This is a genomic window from Francisella sp. Scap27 (genome assembly GCF_013394105.1).
In the GTDB taxonomy this organism is placed as follows: domain Bacteria; phylum Pseudomonadota; class Gammaproteobacteria; order Francisellales; family Francisellaceae; genus Francisella; species Francisella adeliensis.
This window is the reverse complement of record NZ_CP041326.1, coordinates 1,587,853-1,608,103: the sequence shown is the minus strand read 5'-3', so window position 1 is coordinate 1,608,103 and position 20,251 is coordinate 1,587,853. Positions and strand designations below refer to the sequence as shown.

Here is a 20,251-nt window from a genome sequence, read left to right as displayed (position 1 = left end):
TTCTAGCACGTTCTAATCTTTAATATGTACAGCTAGCCAAATAGTTGGATTTTCAGTATATGTTACCCAATGTTTCACATTCTTAGGTACAAACAAACTTTCTCCTTTAGTTAAAGAATATTCTTTGTCATCTAACTTCAGTTTAGCACTACCTTCAACAATCAAAACCCATTCATCATGATCTTGTATGTACGGCTCATTTGAAGGAGTTGTTTGCCCATAAGATAGTATTTTTTCTATAGTGACATTTTTACTAACATATAGTTCTTTGAAAACTTCTTCATCTGAGTTTTCAGGACTTATATCAAAAATATTTTCTTGTGATTTATTTTGTATTGTATTACTAGCCATAGTATTACAACCTCCTATAACAAGTGCTATTGGTATTAGAAATAAAACTCTAATTTTAGAAACCAAATATTTCACAGGTGTTACTATATGTTTGTTTTGCCACCTCATCAACGCTAATACCTCTTAAATCTGCCAAAAATTGTGCTACATACTTAACATACTCAGGGTAGTTAGGTCGTCCTCTAAGAGGTACAGGAGTAAGATACGGTGCATCAGTTTCTATAAGGATTCTATCTAAAGGCAGTTTCTTGGCAGTTTCTTGTATATCTTGGGCATTTTTAAAAGTTAAAATACCTGAGAAAGATATATACATACCCATATCTATAGCTTGTTTTGCCATATCATAATCTTCAGTAAAGCAATGTAATATTCCACCACATTTTTCTACATTTTCAGATTTCAAAATATCTAAAGTATCTTGCTTAGCTGCTCGTGTATGAATTATCACGGGTTTGTTGACTTCATTTGCTGCGTGCATGTGATTTACAAACTTATTGATCTGAGCTTTTCTAGTTTCTTCACCGTTATAATGATAGTCTAAACCAGTCTCTCCTATTGCTACACACTTAGGGTGATTTGAACGAGTAATAAGCTCTTCAACTGATGGTTGGTGGCTATCAAGCTCACTAGGATGTACGCCTACCGAAAAATACACATCTGCAAATTTCTCAGCTATTTTTTGTATCTCATCTATCTCATGCCAAGCTACAGCTATTGAAGCAATTTTATCTATACCTGCATTTTTTGCATTTGCAATAACTTGATCTAGGCTTATATCTTCTAACTTTAGGTAGTTTAAGTGGCAATGTGAATCTATTATCATAATGTTTTGTTATAAAATCTAGTTAAAGGGAATTATAGCAAAATAAATAACTTCAGTTAAATTAATACCTTACTTATCAATAAATTGTAATTTCGATAAACGAAAGGACCTTATTACTTTTTCGACATACATAAAAAGATACCCATCTACACGGGTATTACTGTTTTTTTATAATTTCATATCGTACTAAACCTCTGTAGTTTAAGGATTTAACCATAGCCAATATATACAAAAAAACTTCATCAACTATTCTATATATAAATATTTCGTAATTCCCACGAAGGTGGGAATCATCTTACATCTTCCATATATTTTAAAGATACGGGTCTACATAGGCATTGCTGTTTTTTCTTTAGTTATCTATATAAATAAGCAATTACTCCACCGCTTCAAATAATCCCCTATACAAACCATCTAAGTCATCAAACTCATTGCAACTAGGATTATCTGGGTAAAACATAGCGAAATATGGATTTTCTTTTAAAGAGTCAAAATTGTGCTCATTAGCTTCGACAACCTCTTTCCATTTTTTTTCTTTGTCATTCTCATCTTTTGCGTTATAGACCACATCTGCTAATTTCAAATGTGAAAGCTTAGGAGTATTTAGTAACTGCTCTGCTAATTTTAGATATGTCAGCAACTCTTTTTCTGCTTGCTCTAGAGATATTTTTTGCTTAAGTGAAATTGATACCGAGCTTTGTTTTTCAGAATTAAAATACATCTCGGCTTTCTCTACAGCTTTCCCATCATTGATAGCTTTTATCAAAACGCTTAGATATAAAGAAAGTTTATCTTTTGGCTTAGCACCCTTAGATACTCCATACACTTTGATATTATCTTCTTTATCAACACTAATATTCGCTGATAGATGATACTCACCTACAGTTGCTACTATAGGTTTTTTAGTACATTCTGCCAAGAGATTATCATCAACCATTCTTTGTAGTTTTTCAGTCTCTTCGATAATTGTCGACTCTGTTAATGGTGATTGAGGCATTACTCCTGATAGTTCAGTTCTAAGCTTAATATCCTCTAAACTTTGATTATCTAATAATGCTGATAAGGTATCACCCTTAAACTGGTGCTTAACTAAGTTATTTACATCAAAAGGTTCTGAGTCTGATAGTTCATCCTCTGTTTGAGAAAAATATAAATGCAATGATGAACTACAAAAAGCTTTTAATGGGTCATCAAATATCTTAACTATCTCTGCAATAGTAAGGTTTTTATCTAAAGTTGCTCTATGCTGGGCACTTTCATCTATACTTTGCTGATTATAAAAATCTATATTTTGTTTTTTGAGCAAGTTGAGCCAATTTTTATCATAACTTTGATAATCACCCTTTTTGTAGCACTTTTCACTAAATGGGTGTAATGGATAGTGATAAATATCTTTTTCCTCGAAACCATAGTTTTTTTGCAGATAATTAATCAATTCTTTAAGCACTAAACTTGCTTGTTGCTCGGCATTATTTTTGACGCTATTACCAATATAGCTAAGGTATAGGCTTTGCCTTGCTGAAATAATAGACTCTAAAAATAAATATCTGTCATTATCTTTGGTCGTTGTATCACCTTTTTGGCGTGGTTTTTGTGCCATAATATCAAAGTTAATCGGATTCTCTTGGCGTGGAAATTGACCACTATTTAATCCTAACATTGCTACCACTTTAAATGGAATACTTCGCATCGGAGTCATTGAGCAAAATGTAACCTTACCTGTTAAGAAGTGGTTGTTTATTTCAGGTTCAGAAAATAAAGTACTCAAATAATACCTAACAATAGTTAAATCAAGCTTTTGATTAGCTGTAATCCCTGCTTGCTTGGTACTTTCAACTAGCTTAACTATCGCATTTTCAATATATCTTTTTGCCTTAGAATCATCATCTGAAACCTCAAACAAAAGTTTAATATTTTTAACAAATAACTCCTGCCACTGCTCAACAGTTCTTGGCTCTTCCAAATCTTCGGCAAAATCATTTAGTAACTCTAAAAGCTCATATACCGCACCTAGTTCAGTTATTTCTTTACCTTTAATGCTAGGTACAGTCATAAGTGTATTATCGTTGACTATCTCATGCTTGTCTGAGATACAGAATCCTAGTAGCAACCTATTTAAGCCCCATTGCCACGAGTAAGTTTTATTAGTATTACCAAGATTTCTATGGACACAAGTCTCTCTTAGCCAATACTCAATAGTTTCTATATCTGAGTTTTCTATCGCAAACTTTCTTTGAATTGCCGGTACACTTAAAAACTCTAGTATTTTTGTAACCTCAAAGCTACTATCTGGGAGTTGAAGCAAATCTATAAAGCTGGAAATCAAAGGCTCGGAATCTTTTAGGGTTCTATCAGCTATTGAACAAGGTATTTTATTTTCATCATAATTTTTTGTAAATATAGAGCTAATATACGGTGCATAATCCTCGATGTTTGGACACATTACTAATATTTCTTTAGGCTTTAAATCTGGGTCTGTAGCAAACATATCTAAGAGTCTATCATGTAAAACCTGAACTTCTCGCATTGGGCTATGACAAGAATGAATAGATACACTACTATCTTTATCGTGCATTTTCTTAGTGTTTAACTCAAGTAGATTTTGCTGAATAGAGCTAAGCATACTATCTGTAGAGATACTCTCCTCACTATCAACTGAGACTTCTAATGAGGATTTAAAATCACCATAAACTGTGACTTCGTGCTTAGTATCATTTTCTAGTATTTGACTAAAAAACTCTTTACCCTGCTGACCTAAATTTGCTAATAATGGCTGTAATTCAAAATCATCATTACCAAGCCAAACACTAACTTTATCTTTACAAATATCGTACCAATACTGACTGCATGGGTCGATATAAAGTATATGGATATTTATATATTTTGATAATTCAAAAATAAAATTTAAGTTCTGTGGTGATATTGCATTTATACCAAAGATGTAAAGATCCTTAGGTAGATTAGTCGCATAATCCCCTAGCTTTTCTAATGCCTTGGCTTGTACTTCCATTGGTGTATTTGACTCTTGAGCTACTAGCTTTTGCCATAATTTCATCTGCCATGATTCATCATCAACAGTTTGAGTTTTATCAATACTTTCGCCAACTTGCCATTTTCCTAACCAATCAGGACGAAATTTTATATATTTACTAAATATTTCACTGATTTTATTACTAAGCTGATAGCATTTTAGCTGATTAATCTCACCGTCTAAAATCCAATAGTCATTTAAGCTACTATTAACACTATCTGCGATAAACTCTTTGGATGAGATTATTGCATAAATTCTCCAAGTTAATATCTCTTTGGTATAAGCTTTTTTGGTTTCTTCAGTTTTAGCTATTTTGCTACAAGTATTTACAATAAAACCATTTACCATATCAAAATTAAAGTTCATTGTAATTGAGCTTTTACTTGCCAACTCCATACTCAACCAATGCTGCATTCCTCTACTACCAACTAAAACATTATTTTGGTCAAATATAGCTTTTCGCTCTTGGTTAAATTCAAGTAATTTTGCAAAAACTTCTACTAAATACTCAAGTTTGTTTGATGGGTATGTATATAGTGCCATTCTTTAACTCTCCCCTATACTATCTGCTTTAGACTGAATATCCTGCATAATCTTACTGATATTTGAGTGTCTATTTACCTTTTTGACTACTGTTTGTTGCCAAACTTCAGCACTAGTTCGGATATAAACCTTAGACTTGGCTCTAGTAATACCTGTATATAAAAGCTCTCTTGTTAGTAGTCTGTTATGTTCATTTGGTAATATAATCGCTACATGGTCAAACTCTGAACCCTGTGTCTTATGGATAGTCATTGCATACACTGTTTCATGCTTTGGTAGGCGTGAAAGCCCTAGCTCTCGTAACTGTCCATCTCCTGCTTCAAAGTATGCTTTATCTCTCCAGATAACCCCAACATCACCATTAAACAATCTTGAGTTATAATCATTTACAGTAATCATTATCGGCTTACAGTGATAACTAAACGCTTCATTTTGATTTAAATACTTAGCTATTTTTTGGTTTACAACTTGTGTGCCTGTAGCTATATTTCTATTAGCGACTAATACTCTGAATTGCTTCAAAACATCTAATGCTTGCTGTGGGCTTTCGGCTGTTTGAATTTTCTTAAACTCTGGTAGACAGACATTTTTGATAAAATCTTCAACTTGTTTATCATAGTTTTTAGTTTCTAGTATTTGGTAATCTATATGAGCATTTGAATGATAGTTTTTTACATCTCCGCTTATCACATCTTTAGCTATAGCTAGAATATCTTGGCTATCTGTACGATAACTTTTTTGTAAAAATGTAGTAAAATCATAAGCTTTAGTGGATGTTTCAAGACTATAGCCACAAATCTCCTTAAGATACTCTACTGTATACTTTGTATAATGATTATCATCGCAAGCTTTAGCAAGCTCTGCCAATATATTTCCTGTTTCAACTGATGGTAGCTGATTTACATCACCAAGTAATACAAGTTTACAGTCACTCTTTATAGCCCTAATAATATAAATAAATGAGTTTATATCTATCATTGAAGCTTCATCTACTATCAACACATCACAGTTAGATTTACGCTCTTGGTTGTACTTTATATAGTTTGAGTTCGGTCGCATTCCTAAAAATCTATGTAGCGTTTTAGCCTCTGTTGGTAAAGCATCCATATCTAAGTTTTGATTAGCATTTTTAAAATTAGCTATAGACTCTTTTAATCGTTGTGAAGCTTTACCAGTCGGTGCTATCATCTGTATATCTAAGCGTTTGTTTGATAACTGTTGTAGTGCAAGTATAAGTTTAGCAACTGTAGTTGTTTTACCTGTTCCCGGTCCTCCAGATATTATGCTGAAATTGCCCTTTATACTTTTTGCTACCGCTACTTTTTGCCAATCCACTTCTTTAGTTTCAGCAAACAAAGCATCTAGTATAGCTTTAATTTGCTCATTAGATTGTTGAGTTTCTTGCGTCTTAGAATGTGTATTTAAAGCTCTAGCTACTAGGTTGTTAGCTATCTCGTTTTCAAACAACCATAGTCTGTTTATATACAAACAATCATAGTGAAAGCTAATCGGTGATTTTTCATCTAGTGTTAGGCTAGTTACTATATTTTTAAAAGTATCAATATCGGCAAACGCAAACCCTGCTTTTATCTCGGCTACTTGGTTGTCTTCGCTATCTTCTTTAGTATTCCAAAGAGTTTTGTTTGCTATTTTGTTTAGTGGTAAGCAAGTGTGTCCATCACTATAGTACTTTTGTAGGCACATTAGTAAGTGGAAAAGCTGTATATTATGCGACTTATCTATGTTTTCAAAAAATTCAAAAACCTGCTTTGCAAAGAAATAATCAATAGCTTCCAAATTATCTAAATGCTTTTTTGCTTGAGCGTAACTGCTATAAATCATTACTTACCTCCTCTGAAAAGGCTATCTAACTCTAGCACTATTTCTTTGTTGAGCTTTTTACTATAAATACCATACTCATTTCTCATCCCTCTAAGATAAAAATAGTAAACTCCGCCAAAATCTTTATCAAAATCATAGTCTTTTTTATTGATACTAAGATAACGGTGCAATGCCACACAATATATAAGATATTGTAAATCATAAAAACTTGATTGATTTTTAGTCGACATTTTCTCTTGCGTATAATCTTCTAACTTATCGCCTAAATAGTTTGACTTATAATCAGCTACAAAAAATCTACCATTATGTGTAAATATCAAATCTATAAATCCGTGTAACATGCCATGTAATTTAGTCTTATTTGGTAGTTCTGCCTGCTCACCACGATAGTTTGATAGTACTCCCGCAAGATCATTTTTCCATAAATCATTATTATCTATCGGAAAATAAAACTCTGGTTCTTTAAGTACTTGCGATGGTGCTAAATCTTTAAGGCAAAAACTTTGCCCACCATACAAACTGCAAATAGGTGCTTCTAAACATTCATCAAGCCATAGCTTTATATCTTGTGCTTCTGCTTTGTCATTTACAGCACCTAGATTTTTACCTATAAATTCGTTTACTTTCTCTATCGTTACACCTTCAGAAAACTCAGACTCTTCTAGTACCCCATGAAGCAAATTACCAATATCACTACCTTTATTTGCAGTAAATCTATACTCTAACTCTTTTTTATTTGTAATATTTGCAGCCTCATCAATGACTTCATCAGAGCTTTTATCATCTTGTGTGTATTCATACGGTTTGTTATCTCTAACCATTGATGAAAATGATAACATCCCCCAAGAATTTTCAATTTTAGTATTAAAATCTTTTGCTTCTAGCTTATCTTTACCAATATGATTAGTAATTTGTAACTTAGTCTTTTTGACCTCATCAAAATTGATAACTCTACTATGATTTTCTTGATTTTGAGTGATATTTTCTAATAAAGCCTGCCACTCATCTTTAGGGTTAAAACCTACAAATTGGGCCAATGAAGATTTATCACATTTATCAAAATTTGCTACACCAATATAACAGCGTTGTGACGCTCTTGTGATTGCTACATAAAGTAGCCGTTGTGATTCTTCTATGATTTCATTATCAACCTGTTTTTTCACCAAATCATCTTTACCGATATAATGAACAGTTTTTTGAGATTTTTGGTTATAGTATTTATTTATATCTTTAGCATTAAATGCTGTAGAGTTAATCAAAGACATAAATGGCACAAAGACAATCGGATACTCAAGCCCTTTTGAACCATGTATTGTAACTATCTTAATAAGGTTAGAATCACTTTCTAAACGAAGTGTATTTTCTTCATTACTGGACTTATTATGTAATTTATCTTTGTACCACTTTATAAGTTGGAATGATTGTTTGTATCTATTTTCAGCTACTTTTAGCAATTCTGCTATGTGTAAAATATTCGTCAATGCTCGTGCATTTTGCTCTACTCTTGGAGCATACTGGTTATGTAATATCTCAAGTAACATCGACATTACACCTTCTTTCTTCCAAGTATTTCTTAGCTTAAGTGCCTCATCTTTTGCTCTGTCCCAAATTGCAGGATTTTCTTCATCAAGAAACTGGCTAAACTTTTCGGCTGTACCACCAAACAAACTAGTCGAGTGTGCTTGTTTTAACATACTGTCATTTTCTAGTTCATTTATTCCTGTTAGCACTTTCAAGACTTCTTCAGCTTCGACACTTTTATAAATACTATCTCGCTGACTAAGATAAACTGAGCTTAACCCAACCTCTTGTAGTGCTTTTTTTGTAGCATTTGCTTGCTTGTTATTTTGTACAAGTATGGCTATATCTGACTCTTTAACCTTATTTGTATTTAGTAGTCTTACAATCTCATTAGCAGTCCATTGAGAAAGGATATTCCTACCATTATCAGCTAAAACTTTTTCTTCATCATAAACAAAGTAGTTCATCGCCTTAAAATCATCATCAAACTCTATAAGTTCTTTATTTACTTTAGCATTTTTTGTACTTTTGATAAGCTGATAGCTTATACCATCACTAAAGGCATTATTATCTTCGATAGTTTCAAAATCATCTTTAGTATAATCTTTAGTGTAAAAAAGTCTGTTATATGAACTAACTATACCAGCTGTACTTCGCCAATTTGTATCCATACTCCAACTATATTCAGCACTTTTTTTTGCTTTTAAATATGTAAAAATATCTCCACCCCTAAAGCCATAAATAGCCTGCTTAGGGTCTCCTATCATTAACAGTAGTGGCTCATTAGTTGACTTGTCATGTCCGTTTAAAGAAGTATCTTTTGAATATTCATTCATGCTATTGAGATTCCCACCTGCGCGGGAATGACTGATAGTATTAGGGGGTTGATTGTCAATCGAAGTGTCGTTATCAATAGTTTTTGCTAATGGATACAGCTTATCTAATACCTCATACTGAATAACATCTGTATCTTGAAACTCATCGATTAAAGCTACTGGATACTCTTTTTGAAGTATCTCAACTAACTCGGGTGATTTATAAACTGCATCGCGTAATTTCACGACTAAATCATCAAAATCTAACACCGACCTTTTGGCTTTTGCTTCAATAAAATTAGCTCGGATTTCTTGGCATATATTTGCGACTATTTTATATATTTTGTTTTGATAAACTTGTACTGAGAGATCTTTTAAATTTTTTATACCTATGAAAATAGGATTTATCTCATCGCCTTTGATTTTACTACCATTAGTAACTATTGAGATATTTTGTGGGAAAGTAAGCCCATCATTTTTTAACCATTCTAATATTCTATGATACTCCTCAACCCTAGCTCCTTCTGGCTCTTTTGCCTTCTTTGCTTTGGCTAAAAATTCATCAACAACACTTGAGTTTTTCTCCAACAAACTTAATTGCTCTAACTTCTGCATTTTAAAATCTTCTAAGCTTAACTGCCTTGGCACTTCAATATCATAATTTGATTTAACTACATTTTTGAATCCATTATTTTTATCTAAAAATTTCTCAGGAATATGCCATTTTTTTGACTGCAGCAATTTAAACTTTTCGTTATCAGTATTTATATGTTTTCTAAAGTAATCTTCAACAACTTCAAACAATATATCATCCGTATCTACTTCCATAGATACATCCATCTCTAAACCACTTGTAAAAGCCTGCTGAGATAATACTCGCTTACAAAAACCATGAATAGTAAATATAGCTGCTTCATCTATTTCTAACAGTGCTTTTTTGAGAGTTTTATACTTAAGCTCTTGCTCTTCTGTTCTGATATTTTTATCTAAATCTTCTACAAGGTTTGTATCTTTTGCAGATATTGTGCCATCAAAAGCTTTAAGCTCTTCGCGAATCTTCTCTTCAACCCGACTTATAATCTCTTGTGTAGCATCTTTGGTAAAGGTCATCACAAGAATATTTTTCGGTGACAACCTTCTCTCAAGCAATAAACGGATGTAAATATTAGTAATATTATAAGTCTTACCAGTACCAGCACTTGCCTCGATAATGTGGCGACCGTTTAAATTTATACTACTTGCGTCTAGGTTTTTCATACTTTTTTAAATACTCCTCCTAGCCTCCTCTAAAATATAGAAGAGGAACTATTAAATTTTTATTTCTTAATAACAATTTATAAAATACTCCTCTTAACCTCCTCTATTAATAAGAGAGAGGCTAAGAGAGAGTTTTAAATCTTATTCCAACCAAACTACCATGACTTTCCAGCCAAGTGGCTCATACTGTTTATTCATTAAGCTAACAAATTTATTCTTTGCCTGATCAATATGCTTTTGTGAAGATGCGATATTATTAGTAAGCTTTTGAACTTCTTTATATGCTATATTTGCTAAATTATCATCAGGATCAGTATTTATAACCCCTAACCTAGGCAATACTTTAAATGTATACGCTTGCCTACTTAACTGCTTAGTTTTATCAAAATCTATTGTAACGGATGTTACTCTAGGTGGCTTAACTCTTAGGGTTATGGTTTTATCTTTTTTATTAATTTTGATACTAGCTTTATCAATATTAGTCGATAAAGTAGCTGATGATTTATAGCTATAGTTTGCGGTATTTTCAACTAGCATACCATCATCAGATACATATAAAGAATTACCACTAACTACAACTTTTAAAGTAGCTAATTCACCAATTTTTTGGATGCTAATAGCTGTTGGTACTATCTCGTTACTTCTCTTACTCATAACAAACGACGCTATAATTATCAGTATTACTATGATGAGAATATATTTTAGAAATTTAAACATCTATCTCTCCACCTCTACAAAAAAAGTAAAGCTAGTATAATCAATATTATCAGTATCGCTACATATCGCATTTTTTGTTACCTTTATAAATTATCTGCAAGATATATAGATTATTATAACCACTAACAAACACTTTTAACTCACATAACTATAAGAAAATTAAAATAATTGAGATAACTATAAAACTTAGATTAATAATTTTTTGTAAAAATACAGACTTTATTCTTTCTCACTCTATAGAAACAAAAAAGCCCTCAACTCCTTTGTGAAATAAGGAATCGAAGGCTTAATGCTATACTATTGATAGTATATCTGGTACCGAAGGCCGGACTCGAACCGGCACTCTATCACTAGAACCGGATTTTGAATCCGGCGTGTCTACCAATTTCACCACTCCGGCAAAAGTGATTATAAATCTTCAGGCCAATTGTCGATCATTGTACCTAAAGATAAATTCAATTCAGTTAACTTATCTTTTATTTCAGTAAGTGATTTCTTACCAAAGTTAGGGGCTCTTAAAAGCTCTCCTTCAGTTTTTTGTACTAACTCACCTATAAATCTTATGTTTACAGCTTTCAAACAATTAGAAGATCTAGCTGTTAGATTAAGCTCTTCAACATGCTTAAGTAAATCAGGATCAATATCTTTAGTTGGATCTTCAACAAAGATGCCTTGATTAATCTCCTCAACATTAACAATATTTGTTAATTGATTTTGGATCTTAGTTGCAGCAAGTCTTAAAGCTTCTTCTGGAGTTGTATTACCATTTGTCTTAATATTAAAATCAAGTCTATCAAGGTCAGTTCTTCTACCAACACGAGCATCTCTTACTTCAAATTCACAAAAGTTAATTGGTGAAAATGCAGCATCTAAAAGAAACTCTCCATCTTTGAAGTTTTCAGTAGTTTCTCTATAGCCAATACCTTTTTCAACTGTAGCTTGAATTTTTAATTTTTTACTACCAGTGTAACTACAAATAAACACTTCTTCATTGATGCTTAAACCTTCAGAAAGCTTAGCTTCTTCAGAAAATATCTCTTCTGCTTCACCAGAAAGTTCAAAGACTAAACTTCCAGACTCAATACCATCTTCAAGAGATACTGCTAAATCTTTAATATTTAAGATAATATCAGCAACAGTTTCTTCACAAGGAACAATGTCTTCTAGTGATGAAATTTTACCATCATTAATTTTGATGCTAGTAACACATGCACCATTTATAGAGTAAAGCATAGTTTGCTTTAGAGCAAAACCAAGAGTATAACCCACGCCTCTTTCTAAAGCTTCAAAAGAAAACTTAGTCGAGTTTGTAGCATAGTCATCAATCTTGATGTTTGTAGGGTGTAATAAATTGTCTAATGCCATAATTAGTTAAAGCCTAGTGGTTTTATATTATTATATTTTTCAGTTCAAAGATTATAACATATAAAAACTTATATTAAATACATAATTTATTCTTTCAATAACTACGGTTGCAAATACAACAATAATAAGAGGTTGCTTCAACTAAACTCATTGCCTATATTTGCCTCAGCATGATATACTAAGCCCTAAGTTTTTAAATAAATTTCGATACTGCTATGCTTAAAAAAACAAGCCTAATATCTCTTATAAGTTTACTACCAATACTAAGTTTTGCCAGTAGCTCAACTAATGGTGATCTCGGAGCTCCTACAAATGTTTATTCAATAATTGCCGTTGCTGTATTCTGTATCGCTTATCTTTTTGTAGTCACAGAAGACTTTACTCACTTAAATAAATCAAAACCCGTTGTACTAGCTGCGGGAATAATCTGGGCATTAGTCGCTATAGTCGGCAATACAACCCATGCTGGACATATAGTCTCCGCTAATTTTGATCACATTATGGTTGAATATGGTGAGCTTTTACTATTCTTAATGGTAGCTATGGCATACATAAACCTTATGGAAGATCGAAATGTCTTTGAGAAACTCAAAAGCATACTAGTCCGAGCAGGGTTTAGTTATCTTGGAGTTTTTTGGCTTACAGGGGTTATTTCATTTTTCTTATCAGCTGTAGCAGACAATTTAACCACTGCTTTAGTTATGAGTACTGTTGTTATCGCAATTGGAAAAGATAATAAACAATTCATCACTATGGCATGTGTAAATGTGGTGGTTTGTGCGAATGCTGGTGGTGCTTTTTCACCATTTGGTGACATTACTACACTTATGGTTTGGCAAACTGGTGTTGTTGAATTCAACGAATTTTTTGCGATCTTTATACCATCAGTAGTCAATGCCCTTATTCCTGCTATTATTATGAGTTTTTTCTTGCCAAAAATGAAAGCACAAACAATTATTCAGGAAAAAGTAAAGTTTAAAAAAGGTGCTGTAATAACAATTATTCTCTTCATTGCAACAATCATTACAGCAATTACTTTTGAACATATACTACACTTACCTCCCGCACTTGGGATGATGACTGGTCTTGGCTATGTGATGATTTATAACTATATCTATGGTCTTAGCATTACCTGTCATCAAAAGAAAAACCCTAATGCACATAAAATGTCGTATGAAGCATTCAATATCTTTGATAAAGTTAAAAATGCTGAGTGGGATACACTGCTATTTTTCTATGGCATACTAGTTGCCGTACAAGGTTTAGCTACGCTAGGTTATCTAGGAATTGCATCACAATACATTTATACAGATATGCAATCTATAGCACCATCATTGTTTGATGCTCACACTCAAGCAAACACTCTTATAGGTATATTCTCTGCTATTATTGACAACATTCCTGTAATGTTTGCGGTACTTAGTATGCACCCTGAGTTAGACCACACTCAATGGCTACTAATAACCCTTACAGCTGGTGTAGGTGGTAGCTTACTTTCGGTTGGTTCTGCAGCTGGTGTTGCTGTAATGGGTAAAGCAAATGGCAAGTATACTTTTATGGGTCACTTAAAATGGACATGGGTTATTGCAATAGGTTATTTTGCAAGTATTGCTACTCACCTAATAATCAATTAGAAAAACTTAAAAATCTATTGTGATACTTTTTAATTCTTTCATTATGGCTTGTTGATATATATGTCAAATTATTCTGCTGTAAAAACTCATATATCCTTCTTTCAGAATTAGCATCTATATTTGATGTCGCCTCATCAAGTAAGAGTAAATCATATCTTTTAATAAACACTCGACAAAAGTTAAGTTTCTGCTGTTCTCCAGAAGATAAAAAATTTCTCCAATCATTTACTGTATTAACATATTTAGCTAGATATCCGACACCAAGCTTCTTTAAGATATCAACAAATCTTTCATCTGAGGGAATCCCCGAATGTATTGGATAAAAAACAGCTCTTTTAAAATCATCTTCAGGATAATAAGGTGTTTGTGGAAATAAGCAAACTCTAAAACATTCTTTAGCAAAAACAATATTTACTTCATAATTGTTACCATATCCAACTTTCGCAATCGCCCGTAACAAAGTGCTTTTTCCTACCCCTGAAGCCCCACTTATCAGCAACCTATCATGATTCTTTAAACTAAAACTTACTTTATCAAGTAAAAAATGTGATTTTGAGCAGTCTGCTAAAGAGAATTTTTTAACTTCTAAAAGGTTATCTAGGCTTGTTAGCTCATGCTCTTTTTCGCTACTTGTTACATCATCGCATTTAGAAATCTCATATTTTAACTCTGCAAGTCGTGACATACTTGCTCGTAAACTCGCTAATGTTTCATAAACATATGTCAAATACACCATTGGAAAAATTACTTGCATAACCGCCGAATTAACCTGCATCATTTGCCCAAAACTTATTTGTTTGGCGAAATATCTCGGCAAAGACATTATTGTTCCGATTACTGCATAAACCTGACTAAATAAAGAATTTACAACATCTAATTTTGCATTACGGAACATCAATCCGAAGAAATTATCTACAACCGCTTTAAAGTTTCTTTTAGAACAAGCATACTCATATTTTTCAGCATTGTAGTCTCTAACTGACGACCTATTATTTCTTATAGTAGATAAATGGTACCTAAAGTTAGCTTGTAATTTTTGTTTTTGGTAAACTAGTTTCTTTAAAGGTTTGCCGATCCAAAATACCACAGCAATATTTAAAATACCTAACAAAAAAGCTACCCAGAATAAATAACCATATATAGTAAATGTCACACCCAAAGCAGAGAATGTGTAATTACCTGAAAGTCCCCATAAAACTACAGCAAATGAAAAAAAACTAAAAATGCTTCTAATGATACCCAAAAACAAAGATTGGGAGTCTGTAATAAATCTGGTAATATCCTCATCAATTCTTTCCTCGGGATTATCAACATGTTTGCTTGTAAAATAAGACTGTGAATATAGCCAGTTTTTAGTATAAAAATTGGTCATTGGTTTTCTTACAAAAATTACAAAGAATTCCCTAACTAAATAAGATAAAAAGAAATTAAACATCATAACCGATGTTAATACTAAAAAAATAATTAATTGGTGTTTTAGCAATGACTTATCATACTCTTGTATAGAGTTATAAAATCCAACATTCCACTCATTCATATAGACACTTACAGCAACTCCTAATCCTTCTAAACTGAGTAATAAAACAATTATAATTACAGCTATTTTCCCCAGTTTGCTTTTCCAGAAAAAATCGGATATATGCCAAAAACTTTTTAAAAACCTTATCATTGCTATTCGACCTTATATGCGCCTTTGGCTAAACATAACCATTTATCTATAAATCCTATAATCACCTAAGCAAATAATTTTATCGTGATACTCACTAGCATCATTATTATGACTTGAACTTATATAATTCATCTTTTTTTGCTTTAAAAGCTTATATATTTTTTCTTTAAAGGATACAGAAGTATTTGTAAGAGCTTCATCAATTATCACAAGATTATAATCATTAGTATATAGTCTACAAAATGCTAAGCTTTTTAATTCACCAGCTGAAAGTAAGTGTTTCCAATCATAGAGTTGTCCAACAAATTTCACCAAATGCTCTAACCCGAGATCTTCCAGAATCTCTACAAACTCATCATCTGTAGGGATATTTGATAAATTTGAACTAAATACTGCACGTTTGAAATCATCTTTGGGGAAATAAGGGTTAGAGCTTAAAAATAAAATCATTGGTATTGTATTGTAAGAGATTTCACCCTCAAAATCATGATTCAAACCATTTAGAACTCTTAGAAAGGTAGTTTTACCAACTCCTACCGGACCTTTTATAAAAACACTTTCTCCCTGTGTTAGTGATAAATTGACCCCAATTAAAAGCCTTTCCTTAGGGTTACTAACATCTAAGTTTTTTATATTCAAAAACTGCTCCTGTGTAGGCTCAATCTTATAAACAGACCTATTATCACTCACATCAATTTGCAACTTCAATTCCTTAAGTCTCTGCACATTTGCCTTTAGCTTTGCCACACTTTCATAACTATAAACAAAAAACAATAATGGCGATACAACTTTTAAAAAAGCAGCATTTATTTGCATAACCTGACCAAAGCTTATCACTTTAGCAAAGTACCTTGGTAATGACAAAAATATCCCAATCACTGCATAAACTTGAGAGAAAAGTCCTGTTACGATATTTATTTTGACCTCTCGAAAAGTTAACTTATAAAAATTATCTACCACCTGACTAAAGTTTTGTTTTAAGGTTGAAACCTTAAATTTTTCAAGTCCTGATTCACATATTGTATTCTTATTGCCGCGTATATTTGCTAAGTTGTACCGAAACTCTGCCTCAAATTTTTGCTTTTCATAAACAAGCTTTCTAAGTGGTTTACCAACCTTGATAACTATATATGCATTTAAGCCAGCAAGTAATACTGCCAACCAAAACAAATATCCCTTAACTACTAAGTTATAACCCAAAAACTTAAAGCTTACTGATCCAGAAAGTTCCCATAATATATACGAAAAAAGCACAAATGTAAGCACACTTCCTATAAACCCTAAAAACAGATTTCTTAAAATAGAAACAAACTCTTTAATATCATTACTTATTCTCTCATCAGGGTTATCGCAAGTCTCTTGCACACAAGCATAGTGTTTTGAGTAAAGCCATTTTTCGGTATATATTTGAGTTAGAGAATTCCTTATTTTTATGATAAAAATTTGACTCACAATGTATAAGAGAAAGCTATTTACTAACATAAAAAAAACTATGCCAACAAAAGCTATTAATTGATGAATTAATAACTGGTAGTTATAGTTTTGAATAGAGTTATAAAAATCAACATACCAATAGTTAAGATAAACGCTCAACCCAACACTAATAAACTCTAAAATAATGCAAACACTTAAAACAAACAGAATTCTAAAGCTTGAGTTTGAATGCCAAAAAGGCTTAAAAACGAACCAAATATCTTTTAGAAAACTCATCTACTCCGCCTTATATGGTACAGAAATAACAACACGTGAAACTGTTTTTTGATCCCTTTTATCCATGGCTGTTATAGCAAGCTTAAGCATTTTTGAATTTTGATTATGCAGTAAAAAGTGCCACCATTTAGTATTTATAACCTCAGGTATAATAACTACAGAATAACCCTTTTCAGGATCACGCAAATCATTTTTATGCAGAATTTTTACAATAGGAGTGATGAAGGAATTATAAACTGGTCTCAAAATAAGTAGCTTTTCCTGAAAAGCTAGCCCCTTCCATTGTCCTTTGATTTTAGCTATCTTTTTCTCATCTGCAGATACATATACTGGAGTTATATCATCAGATAAGTTTCTTGCCAACTGTAGTGCTTCTATCGTTCCTTTATGAATACGAGAAACTAAAAGAACAATCTTTGGCTTAGTCCTTCTATTTACCGATGCACTAACTATTGCTTCATCAACACTAATAGTCAAATTTTGCTCTCTTATGAGATAGTGTTTTTTTACCTTATACAAGCAGTACATGATTATAGATATAGCTATAATAACAACCCAAACACCTTCAAAAAATTTACTCTCAATAATTGTCAGCAAGACTATAAAAGTCGCAATACAGCCGATAGCATTTATAAATGCTCTAACACCCCAACTTCTATATATTCTCTTATTCTTGTACCAATGTTTTACCAGTCCTGCTTGACATAGTGTAAATGCTATAAATACACCAAAAGCATAAAGCGGTATAAGTTTATTCACCTGAGCTTCAAACATTATTACTAATACCGCAGAAGTACATGTAAGCATTATGATGCCATTTCTAAAAGCAAACCTATCTCCAACTCTTTGAAGTTGTTCAGGTAAATACTTATCTTTACTCATTATCGAAGCTAGAGTTGGAAAACCAGTAAAACATGTATTTGCAGCCATCAATAAAATCAAGCAAGTTGAAGCTTGTAAGAAGTAGTATGCAGCACCATCACCTAATACTTGGTGACCTAATTGAGACAATATACTCTCTGTAAAGTCAGGGAAAATTTTAGTTTGTGTTGCAATAAATGTTACACCAGCAAACATCACCATAGAAAGGATTATCATCAATCCTAAACCGATCAATGCTCGGTTCATCATAGGTGTTTTATACGATGATACTCCATTTGCGTAAGACTCAATACCTGTTAGTGCAGCACTACCTGACGAGAATGCTCTTAAAACCAAAGTTACAGTCAAAACACCCATAGCAGAATTCATATGACTCATATGATTCATATGCTCTTGACTATAATTAAATTGTTCTAAGCTACCATTATGGTACTTATAAAACCCTACTACTATTAATGAAATTATTGAAACAATAAATAGATAAGTCGGCCAAGCAAATATTCGAGCTGTAGATTTCACACCACGTAAATTAACAATCATTATCAAAACTAAAAGTGCTAAAGCTATCTCAACCATAAAGTTATTAAATACTGGGAAAGCTGAACTTATAGCCACTGAAGCCATAGATACAGATACAGCTACTGTTAGTATATAGTCTATAATCAGTGAGGCCGAAGTCAAAAGAACCATCTTCTCACTAAAATTACTTTTAACTATAGAATAAGAACCACCGCCTTCTGGGTGAGCTTTTATAACCTGGGCATAAGAAACTCCCATAAGTAATATCAGCAACACAACCATTATAGCTACACCAATGGAATATTTAGCAATAGCTAATGCTCCAGCCGTACCTAGAACTATAAATATTTCGCTAGTTGCATAGGAAACTGATGATAATGCATTAGAGGATAATATCGCAAACCCAGAGAAAAGACCTATCTTCTGCTCTTGTTGTTTCGCAGTAGGAATTGGTGAACCAAATATTAGATTTCTCAGTTTCATCTAAAGTTACTCTTCCCTATTTAAAAACTCATTAAGGTTTTTAGCTAACATCTCTGTATTTTGTCTCATTGCCGCAGATATTGTAAAGTATTTGTCGTCGTAACCTATTTCCTCAACAAACTCAGCACACTTCTCCTCAACTTCATTTCCTAACAAATCTGTTTTATTTATAACCAAAAACCTTGGTTTATCGTAAAGATCTTCACTATATTTTTCTAGCTCCTTTTCAACAGCAAAATAGTTTTCAACAGGATCAGACTCATCAAACGGACAAATATCTACCACATGTAGAACACACCTTGCTCTTGTTAGATGCTTTAAAAATCTAAGCCCAAGCCCAGCCCCTTCAGCAGCCCCCTCTATGACACCAGGAATATCTGCCATTACAAAACTATCAACACCTACTTTCACTACTCCTAAATGAGGATACATAGTAGTAAATGGGTAATCCGCAACCTTTGGTACAGCCGCTGACACTGCTCTAATTAATGTTGATTTACCAGCATTTGGTAAACCTAACAATGCGACATCAGCAAGTAGATTCAGCTCAAGACGAACTTCTCTATACTCACCCTCTTCACCTAATGTGAATTTACGTGGGGCTTGGTTTGTACTACTTTTGAAGTGCGTATTCCCTATACCTCTCTTACCACCTTCGGCGATCATATAGGTTTCTTCGTGCTTCATCACCTCGCCAACTTTCTTATTTGTCTCAAGATCAAAAATACTCGTACCAACTGGGACAATTAAAAACAAATCATCGCCCGCCTTACCGTAGCAATTAGCACCCATTCCACCTTGACCATTTTGAGCATGGTACTCTCTTTTATAGCGGTAATCTATTAAAGTGTTTATATTCTCGTCAGCTTTTAAATAAATGCTTCCGCCATGTCCACCATCGCCACCATCTGGCCCACCAAGAGGTACATATTTTTCTCTACGAAAGCTTACACAACCATTACCGCCTTTACCGGCCTGTAATTTAATAACTACTTCATCAACAAATCTCATAATAGAATTTAATTTTTTTATATCTTAATATAAGAGCCATTATATACTTTTAAACAAAAATTATCAGTTTGAATTTTT

At 32.7% G+C, this 20,251-nt stretch carries 12 protein-coding genes and 1 tRNA gene; 1 reads left to right on the top strand and 12 read right to left on the bottom strand.

Features of this window, described 5'->3' with window-relative positions:
• Nucleotides 1-12 precede the first annotated feature (12 nt).
• The 8 genes from FLM55_RS07670 to FLM55_RS07635 form a co-directional block, all read right to left on the bottom strand.
• Entirely contained in the window at nt 13-351 is a 339-nt protein-coding gene (locus FLM55_RS07670; protein WP_256868867.1) for a cupin domain-containing protein, read from the bottom strand.
• A 55-nt stretch (nt 352-406) separates the two neighbouring features.
• A complete protein-coding gene (locus tag FLM55_RS07665; RefSeq protein WP_178948732.1) occupies nt 407-1,174 on the bottom strand; it encodes a TatD family hydrolase in 768 nt (255 codons plus the stop codon).
• A 376-nt stretch (nt 1,175-1,550) separates the two neighbouring features.
• Nucleotides 1,551-4,748 (bottom strand): exodeoxyribonuclease V subunit gamma, encoded by a 3,198-nt coding sequence (recC, locus tag FLM55_RS07660; RefSeq protein ID WP_178948731.1) that lies wholly within the window; start codon nt 4,746-4,748, stop codon nt 1,551-1,553.
• Between the two features lie 3 nt (nt 4,749-4,751).
• Nucleotides 4,752-6,590: an exodeoxyribonuclease V subunit alpha gene (recD, locus tag FLM55_RS07655; protein ID WP_178948730.1), complete on the bottom strand. Its 1,839-nt coding sequence runs from the start codon at nt 6,588-6,590 to the stop codon at nt 4,752-4,754.
• Entirely contained in the window at nt 6,590-10,183 is a 3,594-nt protein-coding gene (locus tag FLM55_RS07650) for a UvrD-helicase domain-containing protein (protein ID WP_178948729.1), read from the bottom strand. Before FLM55_RS07650 ends, recD begins: the two co-directional genes overlap by 1 nt.
• A gap of 141 nt (nt 10,184-10,324) precedes the next feature.
• The gene (locus FLM55_RS07645; protein ID WP_256868866.1) at nt 10,325-10,837 is read right to left on the bottom strand and encodes a DUF4230 domain-containing protein; all 513 of its coding nucleotides are present in this window, start codon (nt 10,835-10,837) and stop codon (nt 10,325-10,327) included.
• A 376-nt stretch (nt 10,838-11,213) separates the two neighbouring features.
• Nucleotides 11,214-11,300 (bottom strand) — tRNA-Leu (locus FLM55_RS07640).
• Between the two features lie 8 nt (nt 11,301-11,308).
• Nucleotides 11,309-12,265, bottom strand: a complete 957-nt coding sequence (locus FLM55_RS07635; RefSeq protein WP_112870512.1) for a DNA-directed RNA polymerase subunit alpha — start codon at nt 12,263-12,265, stop codon at nt 11,309-11,311.
• A 215-nt stretch (nt 12,266-12,480) separates the two neighbouring features.
• Here FLM55_RS07635 and nhaD point away from each other — a divergent pair, with 215 nt between their 5' ends.
• Nucleotides 12,481-13,899 (top strand): sodium:proton antiporter NhaD, encoded by a 1,419-nt coding sequence (gene nhaD / locus FLM55_RS07630; RefSeq protein WP_178948727.1) that lies wholly within the window; start codon nt 12,481-12,483, stop codon nt 13,897-13,899.
• On the opposite strand, the gene FLM55_RS07625 is transcribed toward nhaD, so the two are convergent.
• The 4 genes from FLM55_RS07625 to cgtA are packed head-to-tail and all read right to left on the bottom strand — an operon-like array spanning nt 13,892 to nt 20,173.
• Nucleotides 13,892-15,568, bottom strand: coding sequence for an ABC transporter ATP-binding protein/permease (locus tag FLM55_RS07625; RefSeq protein WP_178948726.1), 1,677 nt, complete (start codon nt 15,566-15,568; stop codon nt 13,892-13,894). The two genes, nhaD and FLM55_RS07625, sit on opposite strands and share 8 nt — an antisense overlap.
• 42 nt (nt 15,569-15,610) lie before the next feature.
• Nucleotides 15,611-17,278 carry an ABC transporter ATP-binding protein/permease gene (locus tag FLM55_RS09545; RefSeq protein ID WP_178948725.1) on the bottom strand — a complete coding sequence of 556 codons (1,668 nt, stop codon included), beginning with the start codon at nt 17,276-17,278 and terminating at the stop codon, nt 15,611-15,613.
• The gene (locus tag FLM55_RS07615) at nt 17,279-19,162 is read right to left on the bottom strand and encodes an APC family permease (protein WP_178948724.1); all 1,884 of its coding nucleotides are present in this window, start codon (nt 19,160-19,162) and stop codon (nt 17,279-17,281) included.
• A gap of 6 nt (nt 19,163-19,168) precedes the next feature.
• Complete coding sequence (gene cgtA, locus FLM55_RS07610) at nt 19,169-20,173, bottom strand: Obg family GTPase CgtA (RefSeq protein ID WP_178948723.1); 1,005 nt, start codon at nt 20,171-20,173, stop codon at nt 19,169-19,171.
• Nucleotides 20,174-20,251: the final 78 nt, after the last annotated feature.